Below are 16726 nucleotides of genomic sequence, written 5' to 3'. Positions count from 1 at the left end.
GCACGCCAGCCAGCCTGATTTAGGAGATAGTCCATGAAATTGCCGATTTACCTTGATTACTCTGCGACCACCCCGGTTGATCCGCGTGTCGCGCAAAAGATGAGTGAATGCCTGCTGGTCGACGGAAACTTCGGTAACCCGGCGTCCCGTTCCCACGTGTTCGGCTGGAAAGCCGAAGAGTCCGTCGAGAACGCTCGTCGTCAGGTCGCTGACCTGGTTAACGCCGACCCGCGTGAAATCGTCTGGACCTCCGGTGCCACCGAGTCCGACAACCTGGCAATCAAGGGGGCGGCGCATTTCTACTCCACCAAAGGCAAACACCTGATCACCACCAAGATTGAGCACAAGGCTGTCCTCGACACCATGCGCCAACTGGAGCGTGAAGGTTTCGAAGTGACCTACCTCGATCCTCGTGAAGATGGCCTGGTCACTCCGGAAATGGTCGAAGCTGCCCTGCGTGACGACACCATTCTGGTATCGGTCATGCACGTGAACAACGAAATCGGCACCATCAACGACATCGCTGCCATCGGTGAGCTGACCCGCTCCCGGGGTATTCTGTTCCACGTCGACGCTGCTCAGTCCACCGGCAAGGTCGAGATCGACCTGTCGAAACTGAAAGTTGATCTGATGTCGTTCTCTGCCCACAAAACCTATGGCCCTAAAGGCATCGGCGCGCTGTACGTCAGCCGCAAGCCGCGTGTGCGCATCGAAGCGACCATGCACGGTGGTGGTCACGAGCGTGGCATGCGTTCCGGCACCCTGGCGACTCACCAGATCGTCGGCATGGGCGAAGCGTTCCGTGTGGCCAAGGAAGACATGGCTGCCGAGAATGCACGCATCAAAGCGCTGAGCGACCGTTTCTTCAAGCAGGTTGAAGGCCTGGAAGAGTTGTACGTCAACGGCAGCATGACCGCCCGCGTACCGCACAACCTGAACCTGAGCTTCAACTACGTTGAAGGCGAGTCGCTGATCATGGCGCTCAAGGATCTGGCGGTTTCGTCGGGTTCGGCCTGCACCTCGGCATCGCTTGAGCCTTCGTACGTGCTGCGCGCCCTGGGCCGCAACGACGAACTGGCACACAGCTCGATTCGCTTCACCTTCGGCCGTTTCACCACCGAAGAAGAAATCGACTACGCCGCGCAGAAAGTCTGCGAGGCCGTCACCAAGCTGCGCACTCTGTCGCCGCTGTGGGACATGTACAAAGACGGCGTCGACATTTCGAAAATCGAGTGGGCGGCACACTGATATTCAAGTCGCCGCAACCGGGCCCTGCGAATCCACGATTGGCAGGGCTTCAAGAGCGACTCCTGATGAGTGAGGATTAAGAATCATGGCTTACAGCGAAAAGGTCATCGACCACTACGAGAACCCGCGCAACGTCGGCAAGATGGATGCAGAAGATCCTGATGTCGGCACCGGCATGGTCGGCGCTCCGGCGTGCGGTGACGTGATGCGTCTGCAGATCAAGGTCAACGAGCAAGGCATCATCGAAGACGCCAAGTTCAAGACCTACGGTTGCGGTTCCGCGATCGCCTCCAGCTCCCTGGCGACCGAGTGGATGAAAGGCAAGACTCTGGATGAAGCAGAGACCATCAAGAACACTCAACTGGCCGAAGAACTGGCCCTGCCGCCAGTGAAAATTCACTGCTCCGTACTCGCTGAAGACGCCATCAAGGCGGCCGTTCGCGACTACAAGCAGAAGAAAGGCTTGATCTGACTTTCAAGATTTGGCGACGAGTAAGGAGTCACCGATGGCTATCAGCATGACAGAAGCGGCTGCTCAACACGTGCGACGCTCCCTCAACGGGCGCGGCAAGGGTGATGGGATTCGTCTGGGTGTTCGCACCACGGGCTGTTCCGGCCTTGCCTATGTGCTGGAGTTTGTCGACGAGGTGGGCGCGGACGATCAGGTGTTCGAAAGTCACGGCGAGAAAGTGATCATCGACCCGAAAAGCCTGGCCTACCTGGACGGCACCGAGCTTGATTTCGTCAAGGAAGGGTTGAACGAAGGCTTCAAGTTCAACAACCCCAACGTGCGCGGTGAGTGTGGCTGCGGCGAAAGCTTCAACATCTGAGGCTGCTCGTGGGTACTCCTTGTCATTTCGCTTTATTTGAGCTGCAACCGAGTTTCAATCTGGACCTCGATCAGCTGGCTACGCGCTACCGTGAGTTGGCGCGCGGCGTTCATCCGGACCGCTTTGCCGACGCTTCCGAGCGTGAGCAGCGGCTGGCGCTCGAGCAATCCGCGAGCCTCAACGAGGCCTACCAGACGCTCAAAAGTCCCCCCAAGCGCGCGCGATACTTGCTCGCATTGAGTGGTGGCGAGTTGCCGCTGGAGGTCACGGTGCATGATCCGGAGTTTCTTCTGCAGCAGATGGAGTTGCGTGAAGAGCTCGAGGATCTGCAAGACAGCGCCGACATGGCGGGTATTGCCACGTTCAAGCGCCGTCTCAAGGCCGCTCAGGATGAACTGAACCAAAGCTTCGCAGCTTGCTGGAATGATGCGGCGCAACGCGAACGGGCCGAACGCCTGATGCGGCGCATGCAGTTCCTCGACAAGCTCACCTACGAAGTGCGCCAGTTAGAAGAGCGCCTCGACGATTAACCCAGTGCCGCTCCGGTCGCACGCCTGATATACAGATAAGTCCTGATCACGATGGCCCTACTGCAGATCGCCGAACCCGGCCAAAGTCCTCAACCGCACCAGCGTCGTCTGGCTGTGGGGATCGACTTGGGCACTACCAATTCGTTGGTCGCTGCATTGCGCAGTGGTCTTTCCGAGCCTCTGGCCGATGCGCAAGGGCGGGTTATCCTGCCGTCTGCCGTGCGCTATCACGCCGATCGCGTCGAAGTCGGCGAATCGGCCAAACTGGCTGCCGCTACCGATCCTCTGAACACTGTGCTGTCGGTCAAGCGCTTGATGGGACGTGGTTTGTCCGACGTCAAGCAATTGGGCGATCAGCTGCCGTACCGTTTTGTCGACGGCGAGTCGCACATGCCGTTCATCGACACGGTGCAAGGCCCGAAAAGCCCGGTCGAAGTCTCCGCCGATATCCTCAAGGTGCTGCGTCAGCGCGCCGAAGCGACCTTGGGTGGCGAACTGGTCGGCGCAGTGATCACCGTTCCGGCCTATTTCGATGATGCTCAGCGTCAAGCCACCAAGGATGCGGCCAAGCTGGCCGGCCTGAACGTGCTGCGCTTGCTCAATGAGCCGACCGCTGCTGCGGTGGCTTACGGTCTGGATCAACAGGCTGAAGGCCTGGTTGCCATTTATGACCTGGGCGGCGGCACCTTTGATATTTCGATTCTGCGCCTGACCGGCGGTGTATTCGAAGTGCTGGCTACCGGTGGCGACAGCGCCCTGGGTGGTGATGACTTCGATCACGCCATTGCTGGCTGGATCATCGAGAGTGCTGGTCTGTCGGCCGACCTCGATCCGGGCGAGCAACGCAATCTGTTGCAAACCGCGTGTGCGGCCAAAGAATCCCTGACCAGTGCCTCGTCCGTCGAAGTCGCGTATGGCGACTGGAAGGCCGGGCTGACCCGTGAAGCGTTCAATGCGCTGATCGAGCCGATGGTTGCCCGCAGCCTGAAAGCCTGTCGTCGCGCGGTGCGTGATTCCGGCATTGAGCTGGAAGACGTTCATGCGGTGGTCATGGTCGGCGGCTCGACTCGCGTGCCGCGCGTGCGCGAAGCCGTTGCGCAAGCCTTCGGTCGCGAACCGCTGACCGAAATCGACCCGGACCAAGTCGTGGCCATCGGCGCTGCGATCCAGGCCGATACCCTGGCTGGCAATAAGCGTGACGGCGGCGAACTGCTGCTGCTCGACGTGATTCCGTTGTCCCTGGGGCTGGAAACCATGGGCGGCCTGATGGAGAAGGTGATTCCGCGCAACACCACCATCCCTGTCGCCCGGGCCCAGGACTTCACCACTTATAAAGACGGCCAGTCGGCCATGGCGATCCACGTATTGCAGGGCGAGCGTGAGTTGATCAGCGACTGCCGCTCCCTGGCACGCTTCGAATTGCGCGGTATTCCAGCGATGGTTGCTGGGGCGGCGAAGATTCGCGTGACCTTCCAGGTCGATGCCGACGGTCTGCTCAGTGTCTCGGCCCGCGAATTGGGTTCGGGCGTCGAAGCCAGCATTCAGGTCAAACCGTCCTACGGCCTGACCGACGGCGAAATCGCCAAAATGCTCAAGGATTCGTTCCAGCACGCCAACGACGACAAGGTCGCCCGCGTATTGCGTGAACAGCAGGTCGATGCCCAGCGCCTGATCGAAGCAGTGCAGGGTGCTCTGGATGTCGACGGCGAACGCTTGCTCGACGCCGAAGAGCGCATGGTCATCGAATTGCAGATGCAGGAACTGACCGAATTGATGAAAGGCACCGATGGTTACGCCATTGAGCAGCAGACCAAACGTCTGTCGCAAGTGACCGATGCCTTTGCTGCCCGCCGCCTGGACTCGACGGTGAAAGCCGCTCTGGCGGGGCGCAATCTGAATGAAATCGAGGAATAATTGATGCCGCAGGTCATTTTTCTGCCACACGAGAAGTTCTGCCCGGAAGGCATGGTTGTGGAGGCTGAGCCCGGCATATCCATTCTCGAGCTGGCCCATGAACACCATATCGAGATGGAAAGCGCCTGTGGCGGCGTCTGCGCGTGCACCACTTGTCACTGCATCATTCGTGAGGGTTTCGACTCGCTGGAAGAGGCTGATGAGCTGGAGGAAGACTATCTTGATAAGGCTTGGGGGCTGGAAGCCCAGTCACGTCTGGCCTGTCAGGCAAAAGTCGGGACTGAAGACCTGACCGTCGAAATTCCGAAATACTCGCTCAACCATGCCGCCGAAGCGCCGCACTGATTCAAGGAACTTTCATGAGCCTGAAATGGGTTGATGTGCTGGAAATCGCGATCCAGCTGGCTGAGTCAAAGCCGGATGTGGACCCGCGTTACGTGAACTTCGTCGATCTGCACCAGTGGGTGCTGGCATTGCCGGAGTTCAGTGATGATCCGACACGCGGTGGCGAGAAGGTGCTTGAAGCCATTCAGGCCGCCTGGATCGAAGAAGCAGACTGAGTCTGCACCGTACGCAGTTAGGCAATACCAAAGAACCCGCGTATAATTCGCGGGTTTAATTTTTCGCAAATTACCGTTTCTGGAGTTACACCATGGCTGTTCAACGTACTTTCTCCATCATCAAGCCTGACGCTGTTGCTAAAAATGTCATCGGCGAGATCACCACTCGTTTCGAAAAAGCAGGCCTGCGCGTTGTAGCTTCGAAACTGAAGCAACTGTCCAAAGCCGAAGCTGAAGGCTTCTACGCTGAGCACAGCGCTCGTGGTTTCTTCAACGACCTGGTTGCTTTCATGATTTCCGGTCCGGTTGTCGTTCAGGTTCTGGAAGGCGAAAACGCTATCGCTCTGAACCGTGAGCTGATGGGCGCTACCAACCCTAAAGAAGCTGCTCCTGGCACCATCCGCGCTGACTTCGCTGATTCCATCGACGCCAACGCCGTACACGGTTCGGACTCCGAAGCCGCTGCTGCTCGCGAAATCTCGTACTTCTTCGCAGCTACTGAAGTAACCACTCGCTAAGCATTGGCTTAAGAGTGAAGGTGAATCCATGACTACATCGACTGTAAAAACCAACCTGCTGGGTCTGACTCAACAGGAAATGGAAAAATTCTTCGACTCGATCGGGGAGAAGCGTTTCCGTGCCGGTCAGGTAATGAAATGGATTCACCACTTTGGCGTCGATGATTTCGACGCCATGACGAACGTCAGCAAGGCCTTGCGCGAAAAGCTCAAGGCTGTTGCTGAAATTCGTGGTCCGGAAGTGGTCAGCGAGGACATCTCCAGCGACGGCACCCGTAAGTGGGTGGTGCGCGTGGCGTCCGGCAGCTGCGTCGAGACCGTTTACATTCCCCAGGGCAAACGCGGCACCTTGTGCGTTTCGTCCCAGGCAGGCTGTGCCCTGGACTGCAGTTTCTGCTCCACCGGCAAGCAAGGTTTCAATAGCAACCTCACTGCCGCCGAAGTCATCGGCCAGGTGTGGATTGCCAACAAATCCTTTGGCAGCGTCCCGGCAACCGTCGACCGTGCCATCACCAACGTGGTGATGATGGGCATGGGGGAGCCGCTGCTGAACTTCGACAACGTCGTGGCCGCCATGCATCTGATGATGGATGACCTGGGCTATGGCATCTCCAAGCGCCGCGTAACCCTGTCGACTTCGGGTGTGGTGCCGATGATCGATGAGCTGTCCAAGCACATCGATGTTTCCCTGGCGTTGTCCTTGCACGCACCGAATGACGCATTGCGTAACCAATTGGTGCCGATCAACAAGAAGTATCCGCTTAAGATGCTGCTGGAATCGTGTCAGCGCTACATGTCGTCCCTGGGCGAAAAGCGTGTGCTGACCATCGAGTACACCTTGCTCAAGGACATCAACGACAAGGTCGAACATGCCGTTGAGATGATCGAGTTGCTCAAGAACATCCCGTGCAAGATCAACCTGATTCCGTTCAACCCGTTCCCGCATTCCGGTTACGAGCGCCCGAGCAACAACGCGATTCGCCGTTTCCAGGATCAGCTTCACCATGCCGGCTTCAACGTCACCGTGCGCACAACCCGCGGTGAAGACATCGATGCCGCGTGTGGCCAATTGGTAGGACAGGTGCTGGATCGCACCCGTCGCAGTGAACGTTATATCGCTGTGCGTGAGTTGAGCGCCGACAACGATATGGCGCAAAACGCTGCGAACAATAATTAAGAGAGGATCTCTATGTCCCTGCGCTTCGCGCTGCTTGTGCTGTTGGCCAGCCTCTGTGCTGGTTGTGTCCTGTCGGGCGATTTCAACCCGATGAAGACCAGCAAGGGCCGTGACGAAGCGCGCGCCGCCTACGTGCAGCTGGGCTTGGGGTACTTGCAGCAGGGCATGACCGAGCGCGCCAAGGTCCCGCTGAAGAAGGCGTTGGAACTGGATGACTCGGATGCTGACGCCAACGCGGCGTTGGGGCTGGTGTTCCAGGCTGAGATGGAGCCGGAACTGGCCGATCAGCATTTTCGCAAGGCACTGTCTTCCCGTCCCGCCGATGCGCGAATCCTGAACAACTACGGCAGTTTTCTGTTCGAAGAAAAACGTTACAAAGAGGCGTACGAGCGCTTTGAACAGGCGGCCGCCGATACTCTGTATCCCGAGCGTTCGCGGGTTTTCGAGAACCTCGGCATGACTGCTTCAAAGCTGGGCCAGCGTGACCTGGCTCGCCAGCAACTGGAAAAAGCCCTGCGTTTGAACCGCCAACAGCCACGTGCCTTGCTGGAAATGGCTGAGTTGTCATTCGAAGACAGGCATTATGTGCCCGCGCGTGACTATTACGATCGTTTTAGCCTGCTCACCGAGCAAAATGCACGTAGTCTATTGCTCGGCGTTCGACTGGCAAAAGTGTTTGAAGATCGCGACAAGGCCGCCAGTTTTGGCCTGCAATTAAAACGACTCTATCCCGGTACGCCGGAATATCAGCAATACCTGTCGGAGCAATGATGAAAGCGGCGCATCCCGAAGTTGTAGCAGCGAATCGCGTTAACCCCGGTGAGACTTTGCGCCAGGCCCGCGAAAGCAATGGCTGGTCGCTGGCCGAAGTGGCCCTCAAGCTCAACCTCACCGTCAATTCCCTGAGTAATCTGGAAGCCGGCGCTTTTGACAAGCTGCCTGGCCACACCTTTGCTCGTGGCTATATTCGCGCTTACGCCAAATTGCTGGGCATGGACCAGGCTGTTCTGGTTCAGCAGTTCGACCAATCCACTGGCACCGACTCCCAGGGCAGTAACGTCCACAGCCTGGGGCGTATCGAAGAGCCGGTTCGGGTTTCCCACACCATTTTGCGAATTGTCAGCCTGCTGTTACTGATCGCGGTGATTGGTGGTGGTTTTGTCTGGTGGCAGGATCAAACCTCATTGCGCACCAAGGACCTGGTCAGCCTGGCTCCGGAACACGTTGAAGTCGAAGGCGCCGATGGCACCACCCAGATCCATCCGCTGGACGAGCCGGAAGACCAGGCGGTTGCGCAAGGTGAGGCTGAAGGTGAAACGCCTCTGGCGTTGCCGCAGGCTGAGGGGCCTGCCAACGCCGAAGCAAGCGCGCCGGTGCCAACACCCGCTCCAGCAGCCCCGGTAGCAACACCTGCGGCTCCGGCCCACAATACTGCTCCGGTTGTCGCGACACCGGCAGCGCCAGCTGTTGTCGCTGCACCGGCAGCGGTTGCGACGGCTCCGGTTGCGCCAACCGTTGCGGCTGCTGCTCCAGCAGCTCCAGCAGCTCCAGTTGCGGGCCAGGGCCAGGTTCAACTGCAATTCAGCGCCGATTGCTGGACTCAAGTGACCGACGGCACGGGTAAAGTGCTGTTGAGTGGTCTCAAGCGTAAAGGCGAAAGTGTTTCCGTCAGCGGCAAGCCGCCCTTTGCCGTGCGTCTGGGCTTTGCTCGTGGCGCGCAGGTCAGCTACAACGGGCAGGTGGTTGATGTCGCTCCGTTCACCAGTGGCGAGACTGCTCGCCTGAAGTTAGGTCAATAAGTCATGCACGGCGAATCTCCAATCAAGCGTCGCGAATCCCGGAAAATCTGGGTCGGTAACGTGCCTGTTGGCGGCGATGCGCCCATCGCTGTGCAGAGCATGACCAACAGCGACACCAATGACGTGGCCGCCACCGTGGCCCAGATCAATCGTCTGGAAGCCGCTGGCGTCGATATCGTTCGGGTTTCGGTGCCGGACATGGACGCCGCCGAAGCCTTCGGCAAGATCAAGCAACTGGTCAAGGTGCCGTTGGTGGCTGACATCCACTTCGACTACAGGATCGCTCTGCGCGTAGCCGAACTGGGTGTCGATTGCCTGCGCATCAACCCGGGCAACATCGGTCGTGAAGACCGCGTACGTGCGGTGGTCGATGCCGCCCGTGATCGCGGGATTCCAATCCGTATCGGCGTGAACGCCGGTTCCCTGGAAAAAGACCTGCAAAAGAAATATGGCGAGCCGACTCCGGCCGCGCTGGTCGAGTCCGCCCTGCGTCACGTCGAACACCTCGAACGCCTGAATTTCCAGGACTTCAAGGTCAGCGTAAAAGCTTCCGACGTGTTCATGGCCGTTGAAGCCTACCGCTTGCTGGCCAAGGAAATCGTCCAGCCATTGCACCTGGGCATCACCGAAGCCGGTGGTTTGCGTTCAGGCACGGTGAAATCCGCCGTAGGCCTCGGTATGCTGCTCGCCGAAGGGATTGGCGATACTATTCGCATCTCGTTGGCGGCCGACCCGGTCGAGGAAGTGAAAGTCGGCTACGACATTCTCAAATCCCTGCACCTGCGTTCCCGTGGCATCAACTTCATCGCCTGCCCGAGCTGCTCGCGGCAGAACTTCGATGTGGTCAAAACCATGAACGAGCTGGAAGGGCGTCTCGAAGACTTGCTGGTGCCGCTGGATGTCGCGGTAATCGGTTGTGTGGTCAACGGGCCGGGTGAAGCCAAGGAAGCCCATATTGGCTTGACCGGCGGCACACCAAACCTGATTTACATCGACGGCAAGCCGTCGCAGAAACTGACGAATGACAATCTGGTGGATGAGCTTGAACGCTTGATCCGCCAGAAAGCGGCCGAAAAGGTCGAAGCCGACGCGGCTGTAATCGCTCGCGGCTGAGCCTGACTAAAGAGCCGAACGAATTTAAGGATTTAAAGTGAGCAAGTCTCTGCAAGCCATCCGTGGCATGAACGACATCCTGCCCGAACAGACTCCCCTGTGGCGTCATTTCGAGGGCACCGTTTCGCGTCTGCTGGATAACTACGGTTACAAGCAGATCCGCATGCCGATCGTCGAGTTCACCGAGCTGTTCAAGCGCTCGATCGGTGAAGTGACCGACATCGTCGAAAAAGAGATGTACACCTTCGAAGACCGCAACGGCGATTCCCTGACTCTGCGCCCTGAAGGCACAGCGGCCTGCGTGCGCGCGGTGCTCGAACACGGCATTACCGGCGGCGGCCAGGTGCAGAAACTCTGGTACATCGGCCCGATGTTCCGCCACGAACGTCCGCAGAAAGGCCGTTATCGCCAGTTCCACCAGATTGGTTGTGAAGTCTTCAACCTCGACGGTCCGGACATCGACGCCGAGCTGATCGTGCTGACCTGGCGCCTGTGGGGCGAGCTGGGTATCCGCGATGCGGTCAAGCTCGAACTCAACAGCCTGGGCACTGCCGAATCCCGTGGTCGTTATCGCGAAGCACTGGTCGAGTACCTGACCGCTCGCCTGGATCAACTGGACGAAGACAGCCAGCGCCGTCTGAAGACCAACCCGCTGCGGGTCCTGGACACCAAGAACGCCGACACTCAAGCGGTGCTGGCCGACGCGCCGAAAATGGCCGATTACCTCGACGAAGAATCCCGCGTGCACTTCGAGGGCCTCAAGGCTCGCCTGGACGCCGCCGGCATTCCTTATGTGATCAACCCGAAGCTGGTTCGCGGGCTGGATTACTACAGCAAGACTGTATTCGAATGGGTCACCGACCAATTGGGCGCCCAGGGCACGGTATGTGCCGGTGGTCGTTACGACGGTCTGGTGGAGCAGATGGGCGGCAAGCCGACCCCGGGCGTCGGTTTCGCCATGGGCATCGAGCGTCTGGTGCTGCTGCTTGAAACCCTGGAGCAGATCCCCGAAGAGATCTCCCGTCAGGTCGACGTCTACCTCTGCGCCTTCGGTGAAGCCGCCGAGCTGGCCGGTCTGACCCTGAGTGAGCATGTTCGTGATCAACTGCCCAACCTGCGCCTGCAAATCAATGCCGGGGGCGGCAGCTTCAAAAGCCAGTTCAAGAAAGCCGACAAGAGCGGTGCGCTGTACGCATTGATCCTCGGTGACGACGAAATGGCCCAGCAAGTGGTAGGTTTCAAACCCCTGCGTGGCCAGGGCGAACAACAAAGCATTGCCTGGGATGCGCTTGCTGCACACCTGGCCACCTGCGTCGTGCAGGGTTGAAGCTGTCAAACAGCCGATTTAGCGATTAAGGAGTATTGGGGTGTCGAGTACCGAAGACGAACATGTGGCGGAGTTGAAGGAGTGGTGGACACGCAACGGCAAGCCCCTGGTTACTGGCGGCCTGTTGGCGCTGGTCATCGTGTTCGGCTGGCAGGCCTTTCAGAAGTATCAGAGCAATCAGTCGCAAGGCGCCTCGATTCTCTACCAGCAGTTGCTGGAAACCACGCTGACGCCTGACGGCAAGCCTGATGCTGCACGTGTTTCGGATCTGGCCGGCAAGCTCAACAGCGAGTTCGGCGGCACTGCCTACGCGCAATACGGCAGCCTGTTCGTGGCGAAAGTCGCGGTCGACAGCGGCAAGCTGGACGACGCAGCCAGCGAGCTGAAAGCCATTGTCGACAAACCGGCCAACCCGGCTCTGGGTGAAATCGCCCGTCAGCGCCTGGCGCAGGTGCTGGCCGCGCAGAACAAGGTCGATGAAGCCCTGAAACTGCTCGAAGGCGATGCCGACAAGGCCTTCCTGGCCACTCGTGAAGAACTCAAGGGTGACCTGCTGGTGCAACTGGGTCGTACCGACGAAGCGAACGTGGCGTATCAAAAAGCCAAGGCGGCACTGTCGGATGAAGCGGCGGTCGGTGGCCTACAAATCAAGCTGGACGACCTGGCCAAAGGGGATGCGTGACGTGATCCGTTGGAAACATGCAGCATTGCTGGCTCTGGCCATTCTGGCCGCGGGTTGCAGCAGCAACAGCAAAAAAGAGTTGCCACCGGCCGAGCTGACCGACTTCAAAGAAGAAGTGGTTCTGCACAAGCAGTGGAGTCGTTCGATCGGTAACGGTCAGGGCGAAACCTACAACATGCTGGTTCCGGCGATCGATGGCGATACCATCTATGCCGCCGACGTCACCGGTGTGGTGATGGCAATGGATCGCAGCAATGGCGACGTCAAGTGGAAGAAAGATCTCGAACTGCCTGTCTCCGGCGCCGTTGGCGTGGGTTACGGTCTGGTCATGATCGGCACGCTCAAGGGTGAAATCGTTGCCCTGGATGCCAGCAGCGGTGAAGAGAAATGGCGCGCTCGCGTGACCAGCGAAGTTCTCGCACCACCGGCCACCAACGGTGACGTTGTTGTGGTTCAGACCCAGGATGACCGTCTGATCGGTCTGGATGCCTCCACCGGCAACCAGCGCTGGTTGTATGACAGCACGCCAGCGGTCCTGACCCTGCGCGGCACCAGCGCACCGATCGTCACCAACCGCCTCGCGGTGGCTGGCCTGTCGACCGGTAAAGTGGTTGCTCTTGATGTGTCCAACGGCGTGCCGGTTTGGGAACAGCGTGTAGCGATTCCACAAGGTCGTTCGGAGCTGGAGCGTGTGGTCGATATCGACGGTGGCTTGCTGCTGTCCGGCGGTACACTGTATGTCGCCAGCTACCAGGGTCGCGTCGCGGCACTGGACCTGGAAAGCGGTCGTCAGCTCTGGCAGCGTGATGCTTCCAGCTATGCCGGCGTCGCCCAGGGTTTTGGCAGTGTCTACGTAAGCCTGTCTTCGGGCACTGTTGAAGGCGTCGACGAGCGTTCCACCACTGCATTGTGGAGCAACGATTCGCTGGCCCGCCGTCAACTGTCGGCTCCGGAAGTGTTCTCCAGCTACGTTGCAGTCGGTGACCTGGAAGGTTACCTGCACCTGCTGAGTCAGGTGGACGGTCGTTTCGTCGGCCGCGAGCGCATCGACAGCGACGGCCTGCGTGCCCGTCCGCTGGTGGTGGGTGACACGATTTATGTATATGGCAACAGCGGCAAACTGGAAGCCCTGACCATCAAGTAAAGACTATGCTTGGGGTTTAACCCCCAAGCGGCCTTGTTCTGCAAGGCTCGCAGCGCTTTCAAGCGCTGCCCCGAGCACCAGCCGCTGCCTCGCAGCGGCTTTTGTATTTTCTGAAATAACGAAGTGGAGAGCCGCATGGTTCCCGTAATCGCCCTGGTGGGCCGACCGAACGTCGGCAAGTCCACCTTGTTCAACCGCCTGACCAGGACTCGCGACGCCATCGTCGGCGACTTGTCCGGTCTGACCCGTGATCGCCAATACGGTGAGGCCAAGTGGCAAGGGCGTTCCTACATTCTGGTCGACACTGGTGGTATCTCCGGTGACGAGCACGGTATGGACGAAAAAATGGCCGAGCAGTCGCTGCTGGCCATTGAAGAAGCGGATGTCGTTCTGTTCCTGGTAGATGCCAAGGCCGGTTTTACCGCCGCCGACCAGATGATCGCCGAGCACTTGCGCAAGCGTAATAAGCGTTCCTATGTGGTCGCCAACAAGGTCGACAACATCGACCCTGAAATGGCCCGCGCCGAATTCGCCCCGTTGGGCATGGGCCACGCGATCCCGATCGCCGGTGCCCATGGTCGTGGCATCACCCAGATGCTGGAAATCGCCCTGAGCGACTTCCCGAAAGACGAAGAAGAACCGCAAGAAGGCGAAGAGGAAGAGATCGTTGCCGAAGGTGAGGAAGCCAAGCGCATTCCTGGCCCAAGCGAAAAAGACGGTATCAAGATCGCCATCATCGGTCGTCCGAACGTCGGCAAGTCGACCCTGGTCAACCGCATGCTCGGTGAAGACCGGGTGATCGTGTATGACCAGCCCGGTACTACCCGCGACAGTATCTACATCCCGTTTGAGCGTAACGACGAGAAGTACACGCTGATCGACACCGCTGGTGTGCGCAAGCGCGGCAAGATCCACGAAGAAGTCGAAAAATTCTCCGTGGTCAAAACCCTGCAGGCGATCAAAGACGCCAACGTGGTGATCTTCGTGATGGACGCCCGCGAAGGCGTGGTGGACCACGATCTCAACCTGCTGGGCTTTGCCCTTGAAGCCGGTCGTGCGTTGGTGATCGCGATCAACAAGTGGGACGGCATGACGCCGAGCGAGCGCGATTTCGTGAAGGTCGAGCTGCAACGTCGACTGTTCTTCGTCGACTTCGCCGACATCCACTTCATCTCGGCCCTGCACGGCACTGGCGTAGGCAATCTCTACGCCTCGGTACAGAACTCGTTCAAGTCCGCGGTCACCCGCTGGCCGACCAACCGCCTGACCCAGATTCTGGAAGATGCGGTTGGCGAGCACGCGCCACCGATGGTCAACAACCGCCGGATCAAGCTGCGTTATGCCCACTTGGGTGGTGCCAACCCGCCGATCATCGTGATCCACGGTAACCAGATCGAGAAGGTGCCGAAGTCTTACGTCCGTTACCTGGAAAACACTTACCGTCGTGTGCTCAAGCTGGTCGGTACGCCGATCCGCATCGAGTTCAAGGGCGGCGAGAACCCGTACGAAGGCAACAAGAACTCGCTCACCGACCGTCAGGTCAACAAGAAGCGTCGTTTGATGTCGCACCATAAGAAGGCTGACAAGAAGCGCCGCGACAAGCGCTGATTCAAGGCCTCACTCTTTTTGGGAGGGCTTGTTGTGGCGAGGGAGCTTGCTCCCGCTGGACCGCGAAGCGGCCCAGTATCTGCAACCGAGATCGTTCAGTTGGAACGCATCGGCTGTTTGCGACTGCTGCGCAGCCGAGCGGGAGCAAGCTCCCTCGCCACAAGTTATGCGGTGAACATTAGAAGAAGGGTGCCGGTTGGCGCCCTTTTTTTGTGGGCGTCGTTTGGGCTATCCTCGGGCTCTCCCGTGCCGCCGTTAGAGCCGGGTGTAGCCCAGGGAATCACCGATGATCACCAGTAAGCTGCCGAATGTCGGCATCACTATCTTCACGCAGATGTCTCAGCTCGCGACGCAAACCGGGGCGATCAACCTGTCCCAGGGTTTTCCCGATTTCGACGGCCCGCAGGCCCTGCGTGATGCGGTCGGTCGGCATATCGCCAGTGGCCACAACCAGTATTCGCCGATGACCGGCTTACCGGCGCTGCGTCAGCAGATCGCGGCGAAGATCGCTCGCAGCTACGGTGCGCATGTTGATGCCGACAGCGAAGTGACGGTCACCCCCGGCGCGACCCAGGCGATCTTCTGCGCGATTCAGGCGGTGATCCATAGCGGCGATGAAGTGATCGTGTTCGATCCGTGCTACGACAGCTACGAGCCCTCGGTCGAGCTGGCCGGTGGTCGCTGTGTGCATGTGCAACTCGGCCTGAAGGACTTCGCCATCGACTTCCAGAAGCTCGCCGAAGCCCTGAGCCCGCGCACGCGGATGATCATCCTCAATACCCCGCACAACCCAAGCGGTGCGCTGATCAGCCGTGCCGAGCTGGATCAGCTGGCGGCGTTGATCCGCGACCGCGACATCTATGTGATCAGCGACGAAGTCTATGAACACCTGGTGTTCGACGGTGTGTCTCACGCCAGCGTATTGGCCCATGAAGAGCTGTATCAGCGCGCTTTCGTGGTCAGTTCGTTCGGCAAGACGTACCACGTCACCGGTTGGAAAACCGGTTATGTCGTGGCGCCGCCGGCCCTTAGCGCGGAGCTGCGCAAGGTGCACCAGTACGTCAGTTTCTGCGGCGTGACGCCGTTGCAGTATGCGTTGGCCGATTACATGGCCGAGTACCCGGAACACGTCGAAGAGTTGCCGGGCTTCTATCAGGCCAAGCGTGATCTGTTCTGCGATCTGCTGACGCCGTCGCGCTTCAGTTTTACCCGCGTGGCCGGTACTTATTTCCAGTTGGTCGATTACTCGCAGATTCGCCCGGACCTCAATGACGTCGAGATGGCGCTGTGGATGACCCGCGAGCACGGTGTCGCGAGTATCCCGATCTCGGTCTTCTATCAGACTCCACCTGAAGGCCAGCGCCTGGTGCGTCTATGCTTTGCCAAGCGCGAGGAGACCCTGCGTGAAGCAGCGGCAAAACTATGCGTGATCTGAGTACTCTGCCCAATCTGAATCTTGCGCTGATCCAGACCACCCTGGCCTGGCACGATCGTCAGGCCAATCTGGAGCATTTCGAGCCGTTGCTGGAACAGGCTCGCGGCGCGGACCTGATCATACTGCCGGAGATGTTCACCACCGGTTTCTCCATGGAATCGGAAACCCTCGCCGAGCCGGAAAATGGCGCCACCAGTAAATGGATGCGGGCTCAGGCGGCGAAGCTGGGCGCGGTGGTGACCGGCAGCATCATCGTCCAGGCGGCTGACGGCAGCCATCGCAATCGTCTGTTGTGGGCACGGCCGGACGGGGAGGTGTGGCACTACGACAAGCGTCACCTGTTCCGCATGGCAGGGGAGAACAACCACTACACCCCGGGCGAGCGTCAGGTGCAGTTCGAATTGAAGGGTTGGCGAGTGCGGCCGCTGATTTGCTACGACCTGCGCTTCCCGGTCTGGAGCCGCGATCCGCAAGACACTGACTTGCTGCTGTACACCGCCAACTGGCCGGGCGCACGGCGTCAGCACTGGAACCGATTGCTGCCGGCACGGGCGATCGAAAACCTCTGCTATGTGGCGGCGGTGAACCGTATCGGTACCGATGGCAAAGGCTTTGCGTATACCGGTGACAGTCAGGTCCTGGATTTTCAGGGCGAGACGCTGCTCGGTGCAGGTGATGCCGATGGTGTGTTCAAGGTCGTGCTCGACGCGGCGGAACTGGCGGCGTATCGCACACGGTTCCCGGCGAATCTGGATGCGGATACCTTCGAGTTCACCTGACCGATCGTTGAGCAACAAAAAAGGCCCCGAGGTTTTCACCCCGGGGCCTTTTGCATTTGCAG

The 16726-nt window shown here is 59.2% G+C and carries 18 protein-coding genes; all 18 read left to right on the top strand.

The genetic code is table 11. The annotated features are described in order from the left end of the window. The first annotated feature begins 33 nt into the window (after positions 1-33). The 18 genes from PSH69_RS24400 (at position 34) to PSH69_RS24315 (ending at position 16664) form a co-directional block, all read left to right on the top strand. A complete protein-coding gene (locus tag PSH69_RS24400; protein ID WP_007941393.1) occupies positions 34-1248 on the top strand; it encodes an IscS subfamily cysteine desulfurase in 1215 nt (404 codons plus the stop codon). Between the two features lie 85 nt (positions 1249-1333). After that, the gene (gene iscU / locus PSH69_RS24395; protein WP_003443374.1) at positions 1334-1720 is read left to right on the top strand and encodes a Fe-S cluster assembly scaffold IscU; all 387 of its coding nucleotides are present in this window, start codon (positions 1334-1336) and stop codon (positions 1718-1720) included. A 34-nt stretch (positions 1721-1754) separates the two neighbouring features. Beyond that, on the top strand, positions 1755-2078 hold the full coding sequence (gene iscA, locus PSH69_RS24390) for an iron-sulfur cluster assembly protein IscA (protein ID WP_007941391.1): 324 nt from the start codon (positions 1755-1757) through the stop codon (positions 2076-2078). Positions 2079-2086: 8 nt separating this feature from the next. After that, a complete protein-coding gene (gene hscB, locus PSH69_RS24385) occupies positions 2087-2608 on the top strand; it encodes a co-chaperone HscB (protein WP_018927068.1) in 522 nt (173 codons plus the stop codon). A 51-nt stretch (positions 2609-2659) separates the two neighbouring features. Next, positions 2660-4522 (top strand): Fe-S protein assembly chaperone HscA, encoded by a 1863-nt coding sequence (gene hscA / locus PSH69_RS24380; RefSeq protein ID WP_111454301.1) that lies wholly within the window; start codon positions 2660-2662, stop codon positions 4520-4522. 3 nt (positions 4523-4525) lie between these two features. Continuing rightward, positions 4526-4867: an ISC system 2Fe-2S type ferredoxin gene (gene fdx / locus PSH69_RS24375; RefSeq protein WP_018927066.1), complete on the top strand. Its 342-nt coding sequence runs from the start codon at positions 4526-4528 to the stop codon at positions 4865-4867. 14 nt (positions 4868-4881) lie between these two features. Next, entirely contained in the window at positions 4882-5082 is a 201-nt protein-coding gene (gene iscX, locus PSH69_RS24370; protein WP_007941386.1) for a Fe-S cluster assembly protein IscX, read from the top strand. A 92-nt stretch (positions 5083-5174) separates the two neighbouring features. After that, positions 5175-5600: a nucleoside-diphosphate kinase gene (gene ndk, locus PSH69_RS24365; protein ID WP_018927065.1), complete on the top strand. Its 426-nt coding sequence runs from the start codon at positions 5175-5177 to the stop codon at positions 5598-5600. Between the two features lie 28 nt (positions 5601-5628). Next, complete coding sequence (rlmN, locus tag PSH69_RS24360) at positions 5629-6777, top strand: 23S rRNA (adenine(2503)-C(2))-methyltransferase RlmN (protein ID WP_105340223.1); 1149 nt, start codon at positions 5629-5631, stop codon at positions 6775-6777. A gap of 12 nt (positions 6778-6789) precedes the next feature. Then, positions 6790-7548, top strand: coding sequence for a type IV pilus biogenesis/stability protein PilW (gene pilW, locus PSH69_RS24355; RefSeq protein WP_305410062.1), 759 nt, complete (start codon positions 6790-6792; stop codon positions 7546-7548). Continuing rightward, entirely contained in the window at positions 7548-8576 is a 1029-nt protein-coding gene (locus tag PSH69_RS24350; RefSeq protein ID WP_305410061.1) for a RodZ family helix-turn-helix domain-containing protein, read from the top strand. Before pilW ends, PSH69_RS24350 begins: the two co-directional genes overlap by 1 nt. Positions 8577-8579: 3 nt before the next feature. Next, positions 8580-9689: a flavodoxin-dependent (E)-4-hydroxy-3-methylbut-2-enyl-diphosphate synthase gene (ispG, locus tag PSH69_RS24345; RefSeq protein ID WP_003185136.1), complete on the top strand. Its 1110-nt coding sequence runs from the start codon at positions 8580-8582 to the stop codon at positions 9687-9689. A 37-nt stretch (positions 9690-9726) separates the two neighbouring features. Beyond that, a complete protein-coding gene (gene hisS, locus PSH69_RS24340) occupies positions 9727-11016 on the top strand; it encodes a histidine--tRNA ligase (protein WP_305410060.1) in 1290 nt (429 codons plus the stop codon). A gap of 40 nt (positions 11017-11056) precedes the next feature. Then, positions 11057-11698: a tetratricopeptide repeat protein gene (locus tag PSH69_RS24335; RefSeq protein WP_305410059.1), complete on the top strand. Its 642-nt coding sequence runs from the start codon at positions 11057-11059 to the stop codon at positions 11696-11698. After that, positions 11691-12842 (top strand): outer membrane protein assembly factor BamB, encoded by a 1152-nt coding sequence (bamB, locus tag PSH69_RS24330; protein ID WP_019581056.1) that lies wholly within the window; start codon positions 11691-11693, stop codon positions 12840-12842. The genes PSH69_RS24335 and bamB overlap by 8 nt, the downstream gene beginning before the upstream one ends. Before the next feature lie 135 nt (positions 12843-12977). Next, on the top strand, positions 12978-14450 hold the full coding sequence (gene der / locus PSH69_RS24325; protein WP_018927059.1) for a ribosome biogenesis GTPase Der: 1473 nt from the start codon (positions 12978-12980) through the stop codon (positions 14448-14450). 286 nt (positions 14451-14736) lie between these two features. Then, a complete protein-coding gene (locus PSH69_RS24320; protein WP_305410058.1) occupies positions 14737-15885 on the top strand; it encodes a pyridoxal phosphate-dependent aminotransferase in 1149 nt (382 codons plus the stop codon). After that, positions 15873-16664, top strand: a complete 792-nt coding sequence (locus PSH69_RS24315; protein WP_305410057.1) for an amidohydrolase — start codon at positions 15873-15875, stop codon at positions 16662-16664. Before PSH69_RS24320 ends, PSH69_RS24315 begins: the two co-directional genes overlap by 13 nt. Positions 16665-16726 lie beyond the last annotated feature (62 nt).

This window comes from Pseudomonas sp. FP1740 (assembly GCF_030687165.1).
GTDB lineage: Bacteria > Pseudomonadota > Gammaproteobacteria > Pseudomonadales > Pseudomonadaceae > Aquipseudomonas.
The sequence above is the reverse complement of the archived record's forward strand: the minus strand, read 5'-3'. Positions and strand labels throughout refer to the sequence as shown.

Coding starts and splice junctions, on each gene's coding strand:
- PSH69_RS24350 (WP_305410061.1), top strand. CDS start 7,548: ATGAAAGCGGCGCATCCCGAAGTTGTAGCAGCGAATCGCGTTAACCCC.
- PSH69_RS24315 (WP_305410057.1), top strand. CDS start 15,873: ATGCGTGATCTGAGTACTCTGCCCAATCTGAATCTTGCGCTGATCCAG.
- iscX (WP_007941386.1), top strand. CDS start 4,882: ATGAGCCTGAAATGGGTTGATGTGCTGGAAATCGCGATCCAGCTGGCT.
- pilW (WP_305410062.1), top strand. CDS start 6,790: ATGTCCCTGCGCTTCGCGCTGCTTGTGCTGTTGGCCAGCCTCTGTGCT.
- iscU (WP_003443374.1), top strand. CDS start 1,334: ATGGCTTACAGCGAAAAGGTCATCGACCACTACGAGAACCCGCGCAAC.
- ndk (WP_018927065.1), top strand. CDS start 5,175: ATGGCTGTTCAACGTACTTTCTCCATCATCAAGCCTGACGCTGTTGCT.
- iscA (WP_007941391.1), top strand. CDS start 1,755: ATGGCTATCAGCATGACAGAAGCGGCTGCTCAACACGTGCGACGCTCC.
- PSH69_RS24320 (WP_305410058.1), top strand. CDS start 14,737: ATGATCACCAGTAAGCTGCCGAATGTCGGCATCACTATCTTCACGCAG.
- PSH69_RS24400 (WP_007941393.1), top strand. CDS start 34: ATGAAATTGCCGATTTACCTTGATTACTCTGCGACCACCCCGGTTGAT.
- rlmN (WP_105340223.1), top strand. CDS start 5,629: ATGACTACATCGACTGTAAAAACCAACCTGCTGGGTCTGACTCAACAG.
- ispG (WP_003185136.1), top strand. CDS start 8,580: ATGCACGGCGAATCTCCAATCAAGCGTCGCGAATCCCGGAAAATCTGG.
- bamB (WP_019581056.1), top strand. CDS start 11,691: ATGCGTGACGTGATCCGTTGGAAACATGCAGCATTGCTGGCTCTGGCC.
- der (WP_018927059.1), top strand. CDS start 12,978: ATGGTTCCCGTAATCGCCCTGGTGGGCCGACCGAACGTCGGCAAGTCC.
- hscA (WP_111454301.1), top strand. CDS start 2,660: ATGGCCCTACTGCAGATCGCCGAACCCGGCCAAAGTCCTCAACCGCAC.
- fdx (WP_018927066.1), top strand. CDS start 4,526: ATGCCGCAGGTCATTTTTCTGCCACACGAGAAGTTCTGCCCGGAAGGC.